Genomic DNA, 20,355 nt, shown 5'->3' on the forward strand with positions numbered 1-20,355 from the left:
CCCTAGAAGGATTACAGGCGCGACCGGTATCCGCTCACCAAGTCCTCGGCGGCGTGCAGGCGGACGAGGAGCTGGTCCAGCCCCTCGCCGGCCTGTGCGTACTGCGAAGGAAGCCAGGGATCGGCCTTGGCCTGGGCATCCACGAGAGCTTGCCGTGCTTCTCCGAGCAGGCTTGTGGCCCGTTCGGAGTGGGCGCGCGCGTCGGCGAGCCCGGTCACGGCAGCGGTGAGCAGCTGGTGGAGTTCGGCGAGCGTCATCCGGCTTACAGACGCGCCGAGTAGGAGTCGGCGGAGGAAATGCTTGCTTGGACGGTGCTCTGCAAGCCGTTGATGCCTTGCAGGGCCTCCGCCAGGAGTCCGTGCGCCTGGCTCACTTCGTGCTGGCTGCTCCCCTGCGTCGCCTGTGCGAGCGACTGCTGGGCTTCTTCGAGAGACTGCGCTGCCTGCTGCAGGGCGGCGATGCTCGCGGACGCCTTCTCGTTGGCGAGCGCGATGCCAGCGCGGATCTCTTCGACTCCGGCCATCGGGCCTCTACTCCTCGAAAATTCGGTGTCGTACGGGGACGGATTCCATTGAAACAGATCCAGCGACTCAGCGTGATCATCAGACTTTGCCGAGTGATCGCGGGTCCGGAATCAGCAAGGCCCCGGACGTGGGAACGTCCGGGGCCGGGCCGATCACGGTCTGTGCGGGGGTCGTCCCGGCGCCAGTACCGCAGACTGAAGTCGCTGGCCATCGCTACCCCAGGTCAGAGCGGTTTTCGTGCCACTGCTGGCCTTTCTCGACAGGGGCGGGCGAGGTGCTGGTGAGACTAGCGCGACCGGAGTAACGGCCTTCGGTCAGCCCTCTTCGTAACTCCACGTACAGGCCAAGAATTTCCCAGCACCGAAGGCATTTTCACGGTCAAGTGGGCCGAAAGTGCCGCGCAACCGTGCCCTGGGCATACCGACGGTGGGTCGCGCGAGCCGGGTGATCACAGGCCCCGGCGGTGTTCGACCAGCCACGCGGCGACCTGGTGCAGCTTCATGTTGGCGTCCTGCGAACCCTCGACGAGCATCCGGAACGCCGCGACGGCGTCGACGTCGTGGCGTTCCATCAGGATGCCCTTGGCCATGCCGATGACGTCCCGGCTCTCGACCGCGGCGCTCAGCTGGGCTTCGGTCTGGGCGCCGACCAGCGCGATGGCGGCGTGCGCGGCGAACAGCTTGCCGTCTTCCCGGGTCCGGCGATCGAACGCGTCGCGTGCTCGCGAGTAGAGGTTCAGGGCGCCGAGCGTGGTGTCGCTGACGAACAACCGGTAGGACAGCATCGAGCGCACGCCGAACTCGGCCGCCGCGGTCGCGAACTCCGCCCATCGGCCTTCGGTGGCGAGGTCGCCGGTGCTGAAGACCTCGCGTTCGGCGATGGCGTCCAGGCACGGCCCCTGCTTGACGCGGTACTGGACCTCGTCGATGGCCGAGACGACGGGGTTGGTCGGGGCGACCGTCCGGATGGAGCGCTTGTGTTCCACGAGCGAGATCCCGGCGAACTCGGCCCCGTCGACGTGGTCGACCGCCGCCTTGACGATCGCGGCGAGGGTGGACTCGACATCGGGTTCCGCCTGCAGCGTCCGGGCGATCGCGCTCAACGTCGCGCCCAGACTGGTGTCCGAGTGGTCGGAATGATCGTTCACGATCGGCGCCCCTGTCCTGCCGGTCCGCGTTTCGAAGTACCAGCTTAGCGACGCGAAGGGCGGCGTTCATCTCGACGGATGGCGCCGGGGGAGACGGAAAACGCCGGGTGCCCCGAAGTGGGGCACCCGGCGTTTCACCTGGTTACTGCGGCGGAGGATACAGGATTCGAACCTGCGAGGGCGTGAACCCAACACGCTTTCCAAGTCTGCACACGGCTGTACGCGGGGGGTCACCGAAGACGAAAGCCCAGGTCAGCCCGCTATCGGCCAGTCGGTGAACGCCGGCGAATCGGGGCGAACGAGACTAGAACTGAGACTACGACCGACCCGCAGGACCACTCAACTCGGTCTCAGCGGGCCGTCAGCCGGCTCTGGGGCGACGAGGCCTTTCTCCTCGCGAGGTGACCGCGTGGAGCCTCCAGCAGGCACTCGTGGGGCGACAGCCGCTCTCCTGGCGGACGCCCCTGGCATTGCCACACGCCCCGGCGGCGTCGTGAGTGTCAGTCCGGATGATGTGACCATCTCAGTGCGCTGACGTCACGCAGGTCAAGATGCTGTCTCGCGAGACGATCGGGACTGAACCATCTGAGGTCGCTCACTCGTTCGGGCCGACTGGCCGCCGCGAGGCTAGCGTGGCGCGCCGAGCTCATCCGCGCACGGACTCGCGGTGTGGGGGCATGTCCCCGGCCGTGAGGCAGCGCGACAACTCGTTGGGCGATGAAGCTGGAGCCTGAGCCCGCCAACTACCTGCCTGAGCCCGCCAACTACCTGCACCCGTTGAGGACTGCACTCGCCGGATAGTTCGTCATGCAGGAGATTCGACGGGCGTGGTCGGGCTCAACTACGCCTCGCTGGCCCGAGTAGCTGCGCCACCTGGTGTTCGTCAACTCGGCCGCGCGAATGCTCGCTGGGAGCTGGACGTTAAGCTATTTTGTCCCTTTGAACCTGGCAGGCGGGAGCGGAAGTGAGTGAAGGACGGCGGCCCTTGGCGGGGCCTCGCGACGGTCAGACATGGGCTACCCCTACTACGCCTGCGATAAAAGACATACTCGGCGAGATTGACCGAGGTCGCCTCGCCTTGCCCGACTTCCAGAGGAGCTTTGTTTGGGATCCCGCTGACACTCAGAACTTCTGGTGTCCATTATAGCTCGCTATCCGGCGGGAACACTGCTTTTTTGGGAGCAAGACGATAACCAGATCAGGGCGCGCCCCTTTGAGGGGTATGAAGTCGAAATCAAGAAAAACCCAGTTCTAGTGTTAGACGGCCAGCAGCGGCTAACTGCGATAATACAGGCACTTGCGGGACAAGGCTCTCACTTATTCTACGCGGATCTAAAGAAGCTTGAGATTGCCCACCGCGAGGGGTCGGAGGAGCTGGACGCCAGTCGGCTAGACGATGTAATCGTCTACCGAGAAGTTAAGGCGAGGTCGAAAGCCAAGCGGCCGCCTGCGGGCCGTCGAGAAGAGGCTGAGCAGAATCTCTTTCCGCTCAGTCTGGTCGGCGGAGACGACACGGAGGATTGGGTTGATGAAATCGAAACCCTCGATATCTACGAGGACAATAAGGCGGAGCGGAAGCGGGTTCAGAAGCTCATCAAGGACTACCTGCGTCCGATCCGAGAGTATCGTTTTCCGGTCGTTGAACTTCCTGGCTCAACCCCACTCGACGCCGTCTGTCGAATCTTCGAAACGCTAAACCGAACTGGCATCAAGCTGACGGTATTTGAGCTACTAACAGCTAGGTTTTGGCCTGCGGGGATCGACTTGCGTGGAGCGTGGGAGGATGCAAAAAAGAAACATCCAATCCTTGTCGAGTATAAGATCGATCCCTATAGCTTGCTGCAAGCAGTTACTCTGAACTCCACGCGAGCGAAGTGGCGGAAAACCTCAGTAAAGAGTAGGCCAACTGCTTCTGCGCAGCGGAGCGACGTGCTGGAGCTCGGGCCTGCCGAATTCAACGAGTATTGGCCCCAGGTTGTCAGCGGAGCTGCGAAAGCTCTCACTATGCTTCGAACGGATTGCGGTGTTCTAAGTCCCAAATGGCTTCCTTATTCCATGCTTGTCGTGCCACTGGCGGCCGCATGGCATCTGGTTGATCAGAAGAAGGGGGCGAATGTTGCCGCAGCAAAGGCAAAGCTTCGCCGCTTCTTCTGGTGTTCGGTATTTATGCGCAACTATGATCAGGGAAGCAACAGTCAGGCCGGTCGCGACTTTGTTGACATCGAAGGGTGGCTGTCCGGAGAGGGGGTTCTTCCCGAGGCTGTCAGTGACTTCGTCGTTCCGAGCGATACGCTAGACACGGCGAAGGTAAATTTGCAAGCACTGTACAAAGGCGTCATCGCCCTCACGTTGAGTACGGGTGCTCGTGACTTCCACACTGGTTCGCAGATTGTCTCTGAGTCATTGCAAAAAGAATCGATCGATGCTCATCATGTTTTCCCAAAGGCATTCTTGCAGGAGTTTGGCCCTCGGGATGCGCCCGCTGAATTGATCCTCAATCGAGCATTGATTGACTCAACAACGAATCAGCGGCTTGGCAGGACGGGTCCTTCGAAGTACTTCGAAGTGATCGAAGAGTCGCTCGGACAAGAGCAGTTGACAACAATCCTTGATTCACAGCTCCTGCCGTCGGACGAGAATTCAGGTCTGTTTGTCAATGACTACCAAAAGTTTCTTGACGAGCGCAAAGAGATAGTGATTGAAGAGATAAAGCGAGTTACATCTTCGTAGGGCGCAGAGGTGGACAGGGTTGATCGTATATTCGCAATGCGTCCGACCCTGTGTCCATCGATCGTCGGGAGGCTTTGCGGGGACGTAGCTCGGTAAGGATGCGGATTGCACTAGCGTGGGAGCTGTGATACCTGTGGGATCCTCTGGACAGGAACTCGTAGACGGCGAACTCGTAGCCACTCGAATGATTCGATCAGACGATGATTTCCCGACGCAGGAAGTGCCCCCTGTCGTCGAGAAGTCGGCGCGAATCGGCGATTGGACGATATCCTTTCGTGCGGGTCCAATCCTTGATGAAGTAGCGCGCTCAATCGCCGTATACGATAAAGGTCGCAGTGTATATCTGAACTACTTGTTTGGGAGCGGCGTGAGCGGCGTCTCTGCAGATTCCTCATTAGAGGAAATTTTCGAGAGGCGAGATAGTGAGATATCAGGTGTGGTGGATGCTTACTCGCTTCCCGAAGATTGGAGACGGCCGGGAGGCTTGTACAGCACTGTCATTGTATCGCGAAGTATCAAAGTCGACCTATCCCGATGTATTCCCACTCGCTACTTCTGGTTGTCGGAAGAATACTCGATAGACCTTCTAAAAAAGTATGTGACGCCCGTTGAAGAGATGGTGGGTTTAGTGGTAGCAAGAATGCTATTGGCCCCGCCATTTCGGATGACTGGCCCGGTCTACGATGGGGTTCCCCGGTTCATGGTCTCAGTGCCAGGTCGGGAACCGACTCCTCCTGTCAGACTCAGTCTGAGTGCAAAAGCAACTGTGGGAAGGTCTACCTGGGAACACGCTGAAGAGTCCCTGCGTGCGCGGCCGCTTGGCTTCGAGACTGATATCTCTTCCCAGAAGATCAAAGCGATAAGCAGGATTGGCCAGTGGAACCTGAACGCCTACAACGAAGAAGACCCTTTCCGGAGATTCTTGTGGAGCTACGCTGGTCTTGAAGGCGTTGTAGATGCTGTCGCGAACGCGGGGAGGGGCGCGATGGCGCAATCACTCTCTGCGCGATCGGGTTTGGGGGAAAATGTTATCTCTGAACTGCTATGGCCTCGTGATGTGCGTGAGTCCGATCCTAATCGCTCTCTTCGCTTCCGGTTTGCCTTGACGGCGGCCTTGCTTAGTCCTGAAACAGCGGATGATGACGTTGAAACCTTCGCTGAGTTGAATCGATATAGGAACGGTGTGCACGGACGTCTGGTCTTGGACGCTACAGTGCCGGCTCCTGAAGCATTCAATTTATTTGAACGCTACAGTGTGCTTGCTGTCGAATTTCTATCGAACTGTTCTTAAGTCTGCAAATTCTTCTTTGCGGCGTTAGAGGGTAGACGGCCAGCGAGGAATGTCTCGATCTGCTGTGCGGCCACTGTGTAGCACAGGGTGTTAGTCCCGGGGACGGTTCTCGCGGAATGCGGGCTGATTATGACGCCAGTGCATGTCCATAGCGGGTGATCTTCGGGAAGTGGCTCCGGCTCTGTGACGTCGAGCGCTGCGCGCAGACGCCCTGTTCGAACCTCGGCTAAAAGCGCGTCGGTGTCGACGATCTTCCCTCGCCCGGCGTTGATGAGAAGAGCATCATCGTCCATGGCCGCGAGAAGATCCCTATCGACTAAGTTTCGAGTTTCGTCGTTCAGTGGAGCGGTGATCACCACAATGTGATGCCCTCCGATGAGATCGAAGATCTCGGAGGCGGCGTGAATACCATTGCGGCTTTTGCTTGCGACGAGCGTGGATTCCGTGCCGAACGCTGCAAACAGGCGCGCGACGGCTGTACCGATGCTGCCGGCTCCGACGATAAGAGCCCGCTTGCCGTGCAGGGTGTCAGCGGCGAACTTGCGGTGCGCCCATGTGCGCTTGTCCTGGAACCGAACCAACGCCGGCCATTGGCGGTACTGAGTCAGGGCGGCCGACAGCACCCATTCGGAGACCGGTCCTGCGTGTGCTCCCCGGGCGCCGGCGAGGACGACGCCTTCCGGGACTTCGTGCACCCACTCGTCCGTGCCGGCCGCCGTGAGTTGAACCATCCGAAGGTTGGGCATCTGCCCCATTAACGGCATGGGGCGGTTGGTGCCCCGGTATGGCGGCACGAAGATCTCAGCCTGACGTTGACGGTCGTCCAAGTTCGTGGTCGTGGGGTCATAGGGGATGACCTCAACGGCGTTGAGCTGGCTGAACAGTTCATGGGCGACCAGGTCGTCCGTCTCGTTGCTGACGAGAATGCGAGTTGTCACTGCTGGTCAGCGTCCTTGCTCAGCAGGGAGCTGACGAGGCTCCGTGCCTGGTCCTGGAGGGGCTTGCTGGATGCTGAGTTGTCGATGACGACGTGGGGAGCGGGTGGCCGTAACTCGAGGTCGATACCGGCGATGTAGTCGTCCCAGTTGGCGAGCTTCTGGGCATCGCGCGCGGCGCCACGGTGGCGGACGTACGTGTGCATCGTGTCCGCATCGCAGAAGACCCAAGCGAACGAGACCTTGGCACCCATCGCTGCGCACGTCGCCTGAATTCGTTCCGCCCAGGCCGGGTCGGAGAACTCCTTGACGAACGGCGCGGTCACGATCGCGCTGTTGCCGCACTGGACGTTCTCCGTCATGGCGCTGATCAGCGCCTCGTACTCGCGCGGTCGAATCTTGTTGACGTACATGTCGGACTCGCGGTCGTTGGGCGAGAGTCCGAGCAGTTCCAGTGCCGCTTCGACCACAGGGCGGGTCAAGGTGTCCTTGTCGAGCATCGGCCAGCCGGTTTCACGCGCGACGATGCGGCCCAGTTCCGTTTTCCCACTGCCGGCGTAGCCGCCGACCACCAGGACTTGCGGTGAGCTCGGCTTTGGGCGCGCTTCTGCGGTCACGTGCGGCGCATTCACGACGCGGCCAGCGCGCGGCTTGCTGGTGATGAGCCCCTCCTTGATCAGCACGTCCATCGCTTCGTTGATTGTGAACGGGCTGACGTTCCACTCGCTAGCGAGCTCGCGAGTCGACGGCAGCGGCTGACCGTCGCGGAGGCGGCCAGCCTCGATGTCATTCCGGATGTTGCGGGCAACTTGCTGGTGCAGCGGTTCGGACCGCCGGACTCCAGAGCGCGGCCGAGACATCGGATAGCTCCTTCGGTTCGCCGTGGAGACCAACCATCTGATTGGTCAACAGGTCAGACCCTACCAGATGACTGGCTGCGTTCTGGCTGCTCAGCGCGCCAACGCTACTCCATTCGAGTCAATCAGTTGACTGGTAAAAAAACCAACTGTTAGGTTTGTGGTGTTCCGCAACACACCCCCCTGGAGGGAACATCATGAAGGCCGCACACATCACCAACCGAGTCGTCCGGACCGCTGTTGACGGTGTTGACGTCGGTCAGGGCCACTGCCCGGACGGCCTGGCCGAATCGGTGATTGACGCGTTGATCGCTGAGGTCGATCAGGAGTTGGCTGCTGCGTCGACCGTGGCGCAGACGCGTACTCGCCACACATTCACCGACGCGCAGCACGCCCACCGGACGCGCCGGCGGACCGACCGCGCCACGCTGCGGGTGCTGCCGGTGCGCCTGGACGCCGCTACGTCGGCACCGGAGGGCGAGGCCGCATGACCGTCCGACTCGGGTTTCTCGCTGCTCTCGCCGCATTTGACCCCGACACGGCGGCTCACTCCGCCAAGAACGCGCACGCCGCGTCGGGTCTCCCGATCAACCACCACGCAGGTAGCTACTCGGAGAGGTCTCCCATGGTAGGCACCCTCACCCCTCGCGCAATCGAGCGTTTGGCGATCCGCCGATACACCGACCAGACCGGCCAGTCCTGGGCCAAGGCCCCGGCCGCCACGCGCCGGGCATGGCTGGCGGAGGCGGAGCCGGTCATCCGCACCGAACACGGCATCGCGCTGGACGCGGTGTGGCAGGGCGGGGGCTGGCAGGCCCCGGGCCAGGTCGACCTCTTCGACGTTCCGGAGGTGGCCTGAGATGTCCGCACAGGTGCTGATGGTCCTTGGCGGTCTCGCGCTGGTCGGCGTGTTCGCCGTGTGGCGTTCCGGCCGCAAGTCCGCGATCCGGGCCCGGACGGGCGTTCGCGAGATCACGCGCATGACCGGCAACACGATCCGCCTGGTCCTGGCCACGGCGATCATCGCGTTCGTTCAGTGGCTGGTGATCGTGAAGATCCAGAACACCACCGCCACGTGGATCGCGCTGGTCGTTCCGGCGCTGCTGGCCGCCGCGACGATCGTGCGGCTGATGGCCATCACCGAAATCGTCCACACCACCCGTGGGGGTCGTCGCTGATGCGCGGCAAGAAGAAGACCGATGACGAAGCCGCCTCCTGCGCGGTGGTCCACCTGATGCTCTCCAGCGTGAAGCCCGAGGTCCGACAGGGCGTGCTCTCGACGCTGACCGACGACCAGCGCCGCCAGGTCCTCAACGCGGAACTGGAAGGCCGCGCGGACCAGTGGGAGCGCAAGAACGGCACGAAGTGGGGGGAGAGCTGATGAGCACGGAAGCCCTGGTTGCGCAGGACGCGAAGCACCAGCCGCTGTCGGAGGCGGACAAGCTGGCCCAGGACGCGGCCACCGCCGCGCAGGTGCGGCGGCTGGCCAACCACCCCGATGTGGTGGCGCTGCGGGTGGAGAAGGTCCGCACGCAGATCGACGCGGTGATCTGGCTCGGGATCTTCCTCGGGCTGGCGTTCACGATGGTCAACGTCCAGTCCTTCGCCGCCGCCGGCGCGGCCACCTGGTCGCTCGGGTGGCTGGCCGGGTGGCTGCTGGACCCCATGGTGTCGCTGGTGCTCGTGGCGGTGCTGCGGGCGGAGCAGGTGACCGCTCGGTACCAGGTCGAAACCGGGGCGTGGGCGCACCGGACGAAGTGGTTCGCGTTCCTCGCCACGTACGTGATGAACACCTGGAAGTCCTGGACGCACCTGGATGTGGCCGGGGTGGTGCTGCACTCGGTGCCGCCGGTGCTCGTGTTTCTCGCGGCGGAGACCGCGCCGGTGCTGCGGGACAAGCTGACCGAAGCGGTCATGGCCGCCGCCGGGACGGCGTTCACGGGAGAGCAGCCGGCCGACGTTCCGTCCGTCGTGCCCGCGGCTCCGGCGGAGGACGGCGCGGAGGAGAAGTCCGCTCCGGTCGCCCGGCCGCGTCGGCGTCCGGCTCGCAAGCCGGCCGCGAAGCCCGCTCGGAAGCTGCGCGGGGACTACCTGGCCGACGCCCGCGCCGCGTGGGCCCCGGGCATCGAGATCACCCCGGCCTGGGTCCGGTCCGTGTGCCCGGAGATCTCGCGCGGCACCAGCAAGAACGTCGCTGATGACCTGATCGCCGAAACCGCCCGCCCGGCCGTCGCGCCGGTGCCCACCGACCAGTCCGTGACCGTCGACCAGGAGGAGGCCGCCTGATGTCCACCACCGCCGACCACACCCCCGAGTCCGTGAACGGACCCGACCCCGAAGGGCCCCACGTCGTGAACAGCACGCCCGACCCGTCCACGAACACCCCGGCCGACGCGACCGTGAACGCCACCGGCGACGGCGCCGTGAACACCGCCACCGACACCGCCGTCACCCGCGCCGGGAACGTCGTCCCGATCCGACCCGACACCGCACGCACACCGGAGGAAATCCCGGAGCAGGACCGGCCCGCCGCCGACGACGCGGCGGAGCCCGGCACGGTCGTCCGGCTGGTCGACCCGCCCGCGACCAAGGCGACGTGGTGGGAGTCCGCCGGCAATGCCACCGCCCGGCCGCTGGTCGCGCGCTGGCTGACCTCCGCCGAGGAGTTCAAGTCGCGGGCCCGGTTCCTGGTCCGCTACGCCGCCCACACCTTCGCATTCCATGCGCTGCGGGTGCCGGTGTACGTCCCGACCGCGTTCCTGCGCTCGTTTGGCGCGACCGGCCGCCTGGTCGCCCGGCTGCGCGCGTGGGTGTTCGACGCGGAGTCCCACCCGGTGCGGATGAACGCCCGCGACCGGTCCGACGCGGAGCTGTACATGAAGCTGCGCGAGATCCGCAACGAGACCGTGCGCCGCCGCATGGGACCGGTGATGGTCGGCGTGGTCGTGCTGCTGGCCATCGTCTACCTGTGCATCACGTTCGTCACGCCGTTCTGGAACTGGACCGGCCTGGTCGTCGCGATGACGCTCGTGGGCTGGTGGGGCGCGCCGGCGGACAAGCCGGTCGCCGGCCGCGCCGTGGACTCGGTCAAGACACCCAAGCTGACGTCGTCGATGATCGAGGACGCGCTCTGCTCGCTGGGCATCGGTGGCCTGAACCAGGCTTACGCCAAGGGCAAGCGCATCGAGTTCCCGAACCCGATCGCCCGCGACGGCGACGGCTGGCGCGCCGACGTCGACCTCCCGTTGGGGGTCACGGCCGGCGACATCATCGCCAAGCGCGACGAGCTGTCCTCCGCGCTGCGCCGTCAGATCGGGTGCGTGTGGCCCGAGGGGGACGCGAAGGTCCACGAAGGACGGTTGGTGCTGTGGGTCGGCGACGTCGACATGTCGAAGGCCAAGCAGAAGCCGTGGCCGCTGGCCAAGCCGGGCGCGACGGTCGACCTGTTCAAGGCCCAGCCCTTCGGCACCGACCAGCGCGGCCGCTGGGTGCCCATCACCCTGATGTTCGCGTCCATGGTGATCGGCGCGGTCCCGCGCATGGGCAAGACGGTCACGCTGCGGGAACTGCTGCTAATCGCCGCCCTCGACCCGCGCGCCGTGCTCTACGCCTACGACCTCAAAGGCACCGGCGACCTCTCGCCCCTGAGCCAGTGCGCGCACGGCTACGGCGTCGGCGATGACCCCGAGGACATCGAACGCATGGTGGTGGAGATGCGGGAGCTGCGGGAGGAGATGCGCCGCCGCACCAAGGTGATCCGCAACCTGCCCGAGTCCGTGTGCCCGGACAACAAGGTCACCCCGGAGTTGGCTGCGCGCAAGGACCTGCGGCTCGCGCCGATCGTGGTCGGGGTGGACGAGTGCCAGGTGTGGTTCGAGCACCCCGAGCACGGCGAAGAGCTGGAGGAGATCTGCACCGACCTGGTCAAGCGCGGCCCTGCCTTGGGGATCACGCTGATCCTGGCCACGCAGCGCCCGGACGCTAAATCGCTGCCCACCGGCATCTCCGCCAACGCCATCCTGCGGTTCTGCCTCAAGGTGATGGGGCAGCAGGCCAACGACATGGTTCTCGGCACCAGCCAGTACAAGTCCGGCGTCCGGGCCACGATGTTCGCCCGCTCCGACCGGGGCATCGGCTACCTCGCCGGCGAAGGTGACGACGCGCAGATCGTGCGCAGCGTCTACAAGGACGCCACCGACGCCAAGAAGATCGCCGCCGGCGCCCGCGCCCGCCGCGAAGCGCTGGGCAACATCACCGGCTACGCCGCCGGTGAGGCCGTCGACGTCGAGACCGCACGGCTGGACCCGCTGGCCGACACCATCGCCGTGTTTCAGCGCGGTGAGGACAAGCTCTGGTCCGACGCCATCGTGACCCGGCTCGCCGAGCTGCGGCCCGGCCAGTACCGGGGCTGGACCGCGCAGAACCTCGCCACCGCGCTCAAGCCCTACGGCGTCAAGCCCAAGCAGGTGTGGAGCACCGACCCCGACACCGGCAAGGGCGCCAACCGCAACGGCTACACCCGCGACGCCCTCACTACCGCCAAGAACAACCGCGCGTAACCAATCCTGAAGGCTAGGGGCGGTGCGCGTCCTAGACCGGACCGCCCCTAGACCTAGACCCCTCCTCTAGACACCCGCAGCAGTCGTGACCAGCGCACTAGCGCCCTAGAACCACCTCGCTCGACCTGCGGAAACACACGGAAAACCAGGCTAGCGCCCGCGCCACCCGGCCCTAGCCCTGGCTGAACACGCCCACACACCGTCACTGCATGTGACCGACGTGAGGACCCGCCTTGACCGCGCACACCACCGCCGCCGACCCGGCCACCCGAGTCACCATCCCCTTCACCGAGTACCGCACGCTCACGCTCGACGCCGCCGCCTGGCGACTCCTGGCCGCCAGTCCGCACGTCGCGGAACTGCTCGCCGAATGGGTTGAGTGGGACCGCCGTCGCACGCTGCGGGAGACCTCCCACGCGGTGTCGGCCGCCGCCGACTGGCGCGCCCTCGCCTCCGCGCCGACCTACGCCGAACTCGAACGCCGCCGCGCCATCGCCACCAGGCCCACCCTGACACCGCACCAGATCCGCGCACAGACCGCCGCCTCCTGGGCCCGGGTCGACGCCTGGATCGCCACGCGAGAGGCCGCCTGATGACCACCACGACACCGACCGACAGGGGAGCACCGATGGGCACCTACGACCTCGAACCGTCCACCCCGGACGGCGCCGCCCTGCTCAACTCGCTGCGAGCCGCGCTCACCCGCTACGTGGCCCTGCCCAACCCCGAGACCGCCGACGCCATCACGCTCTGGATCGCCGCCACCCACGCGCAACCGGCGTGGGCCCACGCCCCGCGCCTGGTCATCCGCGCGCCGGAGAAGCGCTGCGGGAAGTCCCGGCTGCTCGACATCGTGGAAGCCACCTGCCACAACCCGTTCATCACCGTCAACAGCAGCCCGGCCGCCGTCTACCGGTCCATCTCGGACGACCCGCCCACGCTGCTGGTCGACGAAGCGGACACGATCTTCGGACCCAAGGCCGAGGGGAATGAGGACCTGCGGGGGCTGCTCAACGCCGGGCACCAGCGCAACCGACCGGCCAAGCGCTACGACGCCTCGACCAACCGCGTCGAGTCCATCCCCACGTTCGCCATGGCCGCCCTCGCCGGCATCGGCGCCATGCCCGACACCATCGAAGACCGCGCCGTCATCGCCCGGATGCGCCGCCGCGCCCCCGGCGAAACCGTCGCGCCGTACCGGCACCGCCGCGACCGGCCCGCCCTGCGCGCCCTCGCCGACGACCTGCGCGCCTGGCTGCGCGCCGACCTCGCCACCCTGGAAGCCGCCGAACCGGAGATGCCCGTGGAAGACCGCGCCGCCGACACCTGGGAACCCCTGGTGGCCGTCGCCGACCACGCCGGAGGCGACTGGTCCACCCGTTCCCGTGCCGCAGTCACGACCCTCACCGCCGCCGCTGACGAGGACAACGACGGCTCCGAACGCGTCCGGCTGCTGACCGACTGCCACGCCGCGTTCGGCGCCTCCCCGGAGCTGCCGACCGCCGAACTGCTCGCCCGCCTCAACGCCGACCCCGAAGCCCCATGGTGCGGCTACGGGCCCACCGGGCTCACGCCCGCGAAGCTAGCGAAGATGCTGCGGGAGTACGGCATCCGCTCCGGCAACATCCGCCCCGACAACGGCCCGCAGGCCAAGGGCTACACCCGCGCCGACTTCACCGACTCGTGGGCGCGCTACTGCCCCGACCTGCCCGCCGCGCCGCCACCGCCCCCGCAGCGCTCCGACGAGGACACCATCGGCGACGTGACCCCGTTGCGCCGCGCACGCTCCGCCTGACACAGGCCAGAGGGGGTAGTCGTCCCAGCCGTCCCAAGCGTCCCCGCCCAGCTCAGCCCGGGGACGGCTACCCCACCTGGGACGGCTCCACCCGTCCCACACACCCGCCAGCCGTGACAGCTCGAATCCGCCGCAACCCGTCCTTGGGACGGCTCCAGCCGTCCCACGAAAACAGCCGTCCCAGGGCTGACCTGCGACGGGACGGCTGGGACGGCTGGGACGGCTACCCCCTCAACACCGACAACCGACCACATCGGACCCCAGGAGAGCCCCATGCGCATCGCCACCACTAACAGCACGACCCGAAGGGCTCACGACCAATGGCTACCGCCAACGACATCGCTCAGCTCGCCGCCAGTCTCGCTCAGCTCGCCGAACGTCTTGCCGCCCACGACGACGCCCCACGGCCGGCACCCCGACCGTTGCCGCCGCGAGTGCTCCTGACCGTCGAAGAGGCCGGGGAACGGCTCGGTATCGGCCGCACGACGGCCTACAGCTTGGTCCGCTCCGGCGCGTTGGAATCCGTCCGCATCGGCCGGCTCCGCCGCATCTCCGTATCCGCCATCGACGCGTTCGCCGCCCGCCTGGTCGCCGGTTCCGGCGGCGAGGCCGCCGCCTGAGGAAGGACTTTCAATGGCAAGGAAGAAGCGCCCCGAGGGCACACGCGCTCCCAACGGCGCGAGCAGCGTCTACTTCAGCGAGAGCGACGGCCACTGGCACGGCCGCGTCACGGTCGGCCGCAAGGACAACGGGAAGCCGGACCGCCGCCACACGATGTCGAAGGATGAGACCAAGGTCCGGAACAAGGTGCGGGAGTGGGAGAACGAGCGCGACGAAGGGCGCGTTCGGAAGGCTGGACAGAACTGGACTGTTGAGTCCTGGCTGACGCACTGGCTTGAGAACATCGTCGCGCCGCCGACCATCACCGAGAACGCGTGGGACGCATACGAGGTGGCGTGCCGCGTCCACCTCATTCCGGGCGTCGGTGCGCACCGTCTCCAGCGTTCTCACACGGGCGACAGGCTGGAACCCGATCACCTGGAGAAGCTCTATCGCAAGATGATGCGTGAGGGCTCCGCCGCCGGCCGGGTGCATCAGGTTCACCGCACCCTCCGTACCGCGCTCAAGGAAGCCAAGAAGCGCAAAATCATCACGGACAACCCGGCGGAACTCGCTCGTGCCCCGAAGGTGGAGGAGCAAGACTACGAGCCGTACGACGTCGACGAGATCCAGCGCATCCTGGAGACCGCCGACCGCAGGCGGAACAGTGCCCGTTGGGCCATCGCTCTTGCTCTGGGGCTGCGCCAGGGCGAAGCGCTGGGCATTCAGTGGGCGGACGTGAACTGGGACCGCTGGAACCGGCCGTGCAAAAAGCACGGGTCCCCGTTCTGCGCCACGTGTTTCGAGCACCACGCGCCCGAAATCGGCGTGCGACGGAACCGGCTCCGGCCGAAGTACAAGCACGGTTGCTCGACGCCGTGCGGCCGCAAGTTCGCCGGCTACTGCCCACAGCGCGTTTCAACCCGACGGGAGACGGCGCCCACGAAGTCGCGGGCCGGTAAGCGGTACATCGGGCTGCCCAAGCAACTCGCGCTGCTGCTGGTGCGGCACCAGGCGGCTCAGGCCCAGGAACGCGCCCTGGCCGCTGACCTCTGGGAGGAGACCGGCTACGTCTTCACCAAGCCGACCGGTCAGCCGCTCGTGCCCAACACCGACTACCACCACTGGAAGGAGCTGCTGCGGGAAGCCAAGGTGGGGGAGCGGCGGCTTCACGACGCCCGGCACACCGCCGCGACGGTGCTCCTGCTGCTGGAGGTCCCGGAGCGGACCGTCATGTCCATCATGGGGTGGTCCAGCACCGCCATGGCCGCGAGGTACCAACACGTGACCGACCGCATCAGGCGGGGCGTGGCCGGCCGGGTCGACGGACTGCTCTGGGCACCGCCGGACGACGCGGCGGACGACGGCGACCAGACGCCGGAGGTGGCCTGACCAGGGGCAACTGAGACTAGAACTGAGACTAAGACGGAAAACGCCGGGTGTCCCGAAGCGGGGCACCCGGCGTTTTGCCTGGTTACTGCGGCGGAGGATACAGGATTCGAACCTGCGAGGGCGTGAACCCAACACGCTTTCCAAGCGTGCGCCTTAGGCCGCTCGGCCAATCCTCCGCAGGAGACGATACCGGATGGTCTCTGTCGCCTGCGAAGGTGGGTCAGGGCGTGACGTCGGCGACCACGCACGTGATGTTGTCCGGGCCGCCGCCTTCGTTGGCCAGGCGGATCAGCTCCGGGATCACCTCGGCCGGCTCGGTGCCGGCCGCCAGGACGTCGCGCAGGGTTGCCTCGGAGACCGGGCCGCTGAGGCCGTCCGAACAGAGCAGGTAGCGGTCGCCGGGCTTGGCCTTGAACGTCCAGATGTCCGGGTCGCCGGAGCCCGCCGTCATCAGGGCCTTCATCAGCAGCGAACGCCGGGGGTGCGACTCGGCGTCCTCCGCGGCGACCCGGCCGTCCTCGACCAGGGCCTGCACCAGCGTGTGGTCGCGGGTCAGGCGGCGCAGGCCGCCGTCGCGCAGGAGGTAGCCGCGGGAGTCGCCGATGTGGGCCGCCGCGAACTCGGCGCCGTCGAAGAGCAGGGCCGTCAGCGTGGTGCCCATGCCTTCGGTCGCCGGCTCCTGGGACGCCACTTCGTGCAGCCGGGCGTCGATCGACTTGACCACGCCGGCCAGCGTCGCGGCCAGGTCCACGTTCGCCAGGTCGATCCGGCGCAGGTCGACCTCGAGCTCGCGCAGCACGTCGACCGCCGTCGCGCTGGCGACCTCGCCGTGCGGCTGGCCGCCGATGCCGTCGGCCACGGCGAGCAGGCGGGAACTCGCGTAGACCGAGTCTTCGTTGACCCGGCGACGCTTCCCGACATCGGACCCGGCGGCGTACCGCAGGACGTACCGATCGTGTGTCATGCCCCCATAAAAGCACTGGTTGACTGAGTTCACAAGCGCCTCGGCTGAATGGAGCATCCTCCGATAGAGTCCTCGCCATGGACGACGACGCCACGGTCAGCGCGGCCGACATCGCGCGGCTCGCCGGGGTCGGCCGGGCCGCGGTCAGCAACTGGCGCCGCCGCTATCCGGACTTCCCGCCGCCGGTCGGGGGCACGGCGTCGAGCCCGCTGTTCGGCCTCTCCGCCGTCGCCGGCTGGTTCCGCGCCCGCGGCAAGAAGTTCGAGCTGAGCGCCGGCGAACGCGCGTGGCAGCGCTTGCGCGCCCTGGGTGACGACCTCGACCTCGCCGAGCGCGTCAGCCGCGCGGGCGGCTTCTTCGCCTTCCAGGCCGGCCTTTCCGACACCTTCGACGGCCGGCTCGACGACCCCGAGCTGCTCACCCTGCTCAGCGAGCTGACGCACCAGGCGGGGCCGGTCGAAGCGTTCGAACTGCTGTGCCGCCGGTACTTCGAGGCGCACTCGCGGCGGTTGTCGGCGACGCCGGAGCCGATCGCCGAGCTGATGGCCCGGCTCGTCGGCCCGGTGTCGACCATCCTCGATCCCGCGTGCGGCTTCGGCGCGCTCGCGCTGGCGAGCGGCGCGAAAACCGTGCTGGGACAGGACAGCGACCCGATGACGGCGTCCATCGCGGCCCTGCGGCTGCGGTTGCGCGGCATCGAAGCCGAGGTGCACGCCGTCGACGCGCTGCGCGAAGACGCTTTCGCCGGCCGGACCGCCGAAGCGGTGTTGTGCGACCCGCCGTTCAACGAACGGGCCTGGGGACACGACGAACTGGTCGGCGACGCGCGCTGGGAGTACGGCCTGCCCCCGCGCGGCGAACCCGAGCTCGCCTGGGTGCAGCACTGCCTCGCGCACGTCGAACCCGGTGGCACGGTGGCGATCCTGATGCCGGGCGCGGCGGCCGGGCGGCGCAGCGGCAAGCGCATCCGCGGCAACCTGCTGCGCGCGGGCGCCGTCCGCGCGGTCGTCACGCTCGCCCCGGCGGGTCCCGACCTCTGGCTGCTGCGGCGGCCGGCTCCCGGCGAGCGCGCGCCGTCCACCGTGCTGCTCGGCGAAGCGGGCGATGAACTGTCCACAGTGGAAGAGACCTGGCGGGAGTTCGGCGCGCACCCGGAATCCGGGGTCCGGATCATCGACCTGCTCGACGACGACGTCGACCTGACGCCGGCTCGCCGCCGCACCAGGGACGAGGACCCGGGGCAGGCCTTCCAGGCCGTGCGGACCCGGTTCGCCGAGCTGGTCCCGCAGCTGCCGCCCCTCGAACCGGCGGACGCCGAGCCGGCGTTCACGACGATCGGCGAGCTGGTCAAAGCCGGCGTCGTCGAGGTCAGGCACGCGCCGGTCCGCGCGGACGCCGAACACCCGCTGGCCGAAGCGGGTGACGTCGTCGCGTCGGTGACTGGCATCGCGTACGTCCACAATGGACCACCGCGGCCGGTGGGGGCCGGGCTCACCGTGTACCGCGTCGACCCCGCCCGGCTGGACGCGGACTTCCTGGCCGGCTGCCTGCGCGCGGCCGACCTGCCGGCCGCGTCGGCGTCCACCCGGATCGACGGCAGGCGCGTGCGGATCCCGCGGCTGCCCATCGCGCTCCAGCGGGAACACGGCCGCGTCTTCCGGCAGCTCGCCGAGTTCGACGAAGTGCTGCGCGAGGCGGCGGAAACCGGCCGTGAGCTGGTCCGGCTAGGCTTCGCGGGACTTGTCGAAGGACGGCTCCAGCCGGGCCGATAGGGGAACGGATGCTGATCGCCGACCGCTACGAGCTCGACGAGCTGCCGCTCGGCCGCGGCGGGATGGGCGCGGTGCACGGCGGGTACGACCGCAGGCTGGGCCGCCGCGTGGCGATCAAGCTGCTCAGGCTGCCGGGCCGGGACGAAGAGCTGGAGGCCCGCTTCGCCCGCGAAGCCCGCATCCTGGCGACGCTCGACCACCCCGGCGTCCCGACGCTGTACGACTACGGCACCCACGACGACCGGTTGTTCCAGGTCATGCAGTTCGTCGACGGTGTGACCGTGGCCGACCTGCTCGCCGAGCACGGGCCGCTGCCGGTGCCGTGGGCCGCGGCGATCGCGGCGCAGGCGTGCGCGGTGCTGACCGCCGCCCACGCGCTCGCCGTCTGCCACCGCGACCTCAAGCCGTCCAACCTGATGCTGGGACCCGACGGCGGCGTGAAGGTGATGGACTTCGGGCTCGCCGTGCTCCGCGAAGCCGACGCGGCCCAGTTCACGCGGGCCGGGCAGCTGCTGGGGACGCCGTCGTACATGGCGCCCGAGCAGATCCAGCGGGGCGGCGCCGAACCGCGCAGCGACCTCTACGCGCTGGGCTGCGTGCTGCACGAGATGCTCACCGGGCGGCGGCTCTTCGACGGGCCGACCGCGTACGCGGTGTTCGAGCGGCAGGTCAAGGAGCTGCCTCAGCCGGTGCCCGGCGTCCCGAAACCGTTGAACGCGCTGCTCGCCGAGATGCTGGCGAAGGATCCGGAAGCCCGCCCGGCCGGCGCCGCCGTGCTGTACGACCGGCTCGGCGTCTTCGTCGGCGGGCTGCCGCCGCTGCCGGGGTTCCTGGTGCCGCCGTCGGTGCCCAGCCCCGGCCGGATGTACGCCCGGATGCTGGGCCGCGTCAGCGGCTGAGCGTGCGCAGAACGCCGTAAACCCGCTGGTAGACGCCGGCTGCCCAAATCGTGACCTTCGCCGACGAACCTCGAACGGGTGAACGCCGTCTTTACCGGTGTCCAAACGCGATGATCGAGACAGCTGGGGGTACCGGATCGTGAAGAGGCTTCTGGCGGGAGCGGCCGCGCTGGCCACCGCGTTCGTGCTGGCCGCCTGCTCCGGCGGGGGCGCGGCCGGTGGTCCGAACGCGGGCGGCGGGGCCGTCGCCGCGGGGACCGGCGGCGGGACGCCGACGACCGCCAGCACCACGCCCACCCCGGCGTCGACGAGCGCCACCCCGACCCCGACGCCCACCCCGGCGTCCACGAAGCCGACGCCGACCAGCACCTCGGCCAAGCCGAAGCCCAAGCCGGCGCCGAAGCCCGCGGCGGACCCGGGCGTCCCGTGCGCCGCGGCGGCCGCGGCCCCCGGCACCGCCGCCTGCGTCGACATCTCCGCGCACAAGGCGTGGCTGCTGCAGGGCGGCAAGGTCGTCTACGGCCCGGTGCCGATGCTGCCCGGCCGCAAGGGCTACGCGACGCCGACCGGCACGTTCCACGTGCTGTCGAAGGAGAAGATGCACCTGTCGAAGGAGTTCGACAACGCGGAGATGCCGAACTCCGTCTTCTTCTACCCGGGTGACGCCTTCCACACGGGCAGCCTCTCGGTGTATTCGCACGGCTGCGTTCACCTGTCGCCGGGCGCGTCGCTGAAGTTCTTCAACACGCTGCACATCGGCGATGTCGTGCAGGTTGTCCCGTAAATCGCTACGAGCCGTCACGTGGCGTAGGTCACGTTCGAATGACGTAATCCGGCTTGGTGCAACTGGCCCCCTTCCCGCTGCGACACAAGATCGCGTGGGAAGGGGG

The 20,355-nt window shown here is 67.2% G+C and carries 20 protein-coding genes and 1 tRNA gene; 14 read left to right on the top strand and 7 right to left on the bottom strand.

The annotated features are described in order from the left end of the window. Positions 1–11 precede the first annotated feature (11 nt). The 3 genes from DV20_RS02320 to DV20_RS02330 all read right to left on the bottom strand — a co-directional run bounded on the left by DV20_RS02320 (position 12) and on the right by DV20_RS02330 (position 1,671). Positions 12–257, bottom strand: coding sequence for a hypothetical protein (locus DV20_RS02320; RefSeq protein WP_003056173.1), 246 nt, complete (start codon positions 255–257; stop codon positions 12–14). A gap of 5 nt (positions 258–262) precedes the next feature. Further along, complete coding sequence (locus tag DV20_RS02325; RefSeq protein WP_003056176.1) at positions 263–523, bottom strand: hypothetical protein; 261 nt, start codon at positions 521–523, stop codon at positions 263–265. A gap of 449 nt (positions 524–972) precedes the next feature. Next, positions 973–1,671: a GAF and ANTAR domain-containing protein gene (locus DV20_RS02330; RefSeq protein ID WP_043775967.1), complete on the bottom strand. Its 699-nt coding sequence runs from the start codon at positions 1,669–1,671 to the stop codon at positions 973–975. Positions 1,672–2,805: 1,134 nt separating this feature from the next. Here DV20_RS02330 and DV20_RS43595 point away from each other — a divergent pair. Continuing rightward, a complete protein-coding gene (locus DV20_RS43595; RefSeq protein ID WP_160169693.1) occupies positions 2,806–4,401 on the top strand; it encodes a GmrSD restriction endonuclease domain-containing protein in 1,596 nt (531 codons plus the stop codon). Positions 4,402–5,688: 1,287 nt separating this feature from the next. Here DV20_RS43595 and DV20_RS02335 read toward each other — a convergent pair. Next, positions 5,689–6,630 (bottom strand): NAD(P)-dependent oxidoreductase, encoded by a 942-nt coding sequence (locus DV20_RS02335; protein ID WP_043775969.1) that lies wholly within the window; start codon positions 6,628–6,630, stop codon positions 5,689–5,691. Beyond that, positions 6,627–7,487 carry a GntR family transcriptional regulator gene (locus tag DV20_RS02340; RefSeq protein ID WP_043775971.1) on the bottom strand — a complete coding sequence of 287 codons (861 nt, stop codon included), beginning with the start codon at positions 7,485–7,487 and terminating at the stop codon, positions 6,627–6,629. The genes DV20_RS02335 and DV20_RS02340 overlap by 4 nt, the downstream gene beginning before the upstream one ends. A 194-nt stretch (positions 7,488–7,681) precedes the next feature. On the opposite strand from DV20_RS02340, the gene DV20_RS02345 reads away from it, so the two are divergent. The 10 genes from DV20_RS02345 (at position 7,682) to DV20_RS02390 (ending at position 15,830) form a co-directional block, all read left to right on the top strand. Then, positions 7,682–7,975 (top strand): hypothetical protein, encoded by a 294-nt coding sequence (locus DV20_RS02345; RefSeq protein WP_051735758.1) that lies wholly within the window; start codon positions 7,682–7,684, stop codon positions 7,973–7,975. A 170-nt stretch (positions 7,976–8,145) separates the two neighbouring features. Then, positions 8,146–8,343, top strand: coding sequence for a hypothetical protein (locus tag DV20_RS02350; protein ID WP_235190682.1), 198 nt, complete (start codon positions 8,146–8,148; stop codon positions 8,341–8,343). 1 nt (position 8,344) lies between these two features. Beyond that, a complete protein-coding gene (locus tag DV20_RS02355; protein ID WP_043775972.1) occupies positions 8,345–8,662 on the top strand; it encodes a hypothetical protein in 318 nt (105 codons plus the stop codon). Beyond that, positions 8,662–8,865 (top strand): hypothetical protein, encoded by a 204-nt coding sequence (locus tag DV20_RS02360; protein WP_043775975.1) that lies wholly within the window; start codon positions 8,662–8,664, stop codon positions 8,863–8,865. Before DV20_RS02355 ends, DV20_RS02360 begins: the two co-directional genes overlap by 1 nt. Continuing rightward, complete coding sequence (locus tag DV20_RS02365; protein WP_051735759.1) at positions 8,865–9,770, top strand: hypothetical protein; 906 nt, start codon at positions 8,865–8,867, stop codon at positions 9,768–9,770. Before DV20_RS02360 ends, DV20_RS02365 begins: the two co-directional genes overlap by 1 nt. Then, positions 9,770–12,043 (top strand): FtsK/SpoIIIE domain-containing protein, encoded by a 2,274-nt coding sequence (locus DV20_RS02370; RefSeq protein WP_051735760.1) that lies wholly within the window; start codon positions 9,770–9,772, stop codon positions 12,041–12,043. Before DV20_RS02365 ends, DV20_RS02370 begins: the two co-directional genes overlap by 1 nt. Positions 12,044–12,276: 233 nt before the next feature. After that, positions 12,277–12,636, top strand: a complete 360-nt coding sequence (locus tag DV20_RS02375; protein ID WP_043775978.1) for a hypothetical protein — start codon at positions 12,277–12,279, stop codon at positions 12,634–12,636. A gap of 35 nt (positions 12,637–12,671) precedes the next feature. Beyond that, the gene (locus tag DV20_RS02380; protein ID WP_051735761.1) at positions 12,672–13,838 is read left to right on the top strand and encodes a DUF3631 domain-containing protein; all 1,167 of its coding nucleotides are present in this window, start codon (positions 12,672–12,674) and stop codon (positions 13,836–13,838) included. Between the two features lie 320 nt (positions 13,839–14,158). Beyond that, positions 14,159–14,458, top strand: a complete 300-nt coding sequence (locus DV20_RS02385; RefSeq protein WP_043775980.1) for a helix-turn-helix domain-containing protein — start codon at positions 14,159–14,161, stop codon at positions 14,456–14,458. Positions 14,459–14,471: 13 nt separating this feature from the next. After that, the gene (locus DV20_RS02390) at positions 14,472–15,830 is read left to right on the top strand and encodes a tyrosine-type recombinase/integrase (protein WP_043775981.1); all 1,359 of its coding nucleotides are present in this window, start codon (positions 14,472–14,474) and stop codon (positions 15,828–15,830) included. Positions 15,831–15,921: 91 nt separating this feature from the next. Here the strand turns inward: DV20_RS02390 and DV20_RS02395 are convergent. Continuing rightward, positions 15,922–16,006: transfer RNA gene (locus DV20_RS02395), tRNA-Ser, on the bottom strand. 44 nt (positions 16,007–16,050) lie between these two features. Then, positions 16,051–16,794: a PP2C family protein-serine/threonine phosphatase gene (locus DV20_RS02400; protein WP_043775984.1), complete on the bottom strand. Its 744-nt coding sequence runs from the start codon at positions 16,792–16,794 to the stop codon at positions 16,051–16,053. A gap of 77 nt (positions 16,795–16,871) precedes the next feature. On the opposite strand from DV20_RS02400, the gene DV20_RS02405 reads away from it, so the two are divergent. From DV20_RS02405 to DV20_RS02415, 3 genes are all read left to right on the top strand, one after another. Beyond that, positions 16,872–18,566 carry an HsdM family class I SAM-dependent methyltransferase gene (locus DV20_RS02405; RefSeq protein WP_043775986.1) on the top strand — a complete coding sequence of 565 codons (1,695 nt, stop codon included), beginning with the start codon at positions 16,872–16,874 and terminating at the stop codon, positions 18,564–18,566. An 8-nt stretch (positions 18,567–18,574) separates the two neighbouring features. Further along, positions 18,575–19,465 carry a serine/threonine-protein kinase gene (locus DV20_RS02410; RefSeq protein WP_043775989.1) on the top strand — a complete coding sequence of 297 codons (891 nt, stop codon included), beginning with the start codon at positions 18,575–18,577 and terminating at the stop codon, positions 19,463–19,465. Positions 19,466–19,604: 139 nt separating this feature from the next. Next, positions 19,605–20,249, top strand: coding sequence for a L,D-transpeptidase (locus DV20_RS02415; RefSeq protein ID WP_043775990.1), 645 nt, complete (start codon positions 19,605–19,607; stop codon positions 20,247–20,249). Positions 20,250–20,355: the final 106 nt, after the last annotated feature.

The sequence above is a fragment of the Amycolatopsis rifamycinica genome, from assembly GCF_000695625.1.
Taxonomy (GTDB): domain Bacteria; phylum Actinomycetota; class Actinomycetes; order Mycobacteriales; family Pseudonocardiaceae; genus Amycolatopsis; species Amycolatopsis rifamycinica.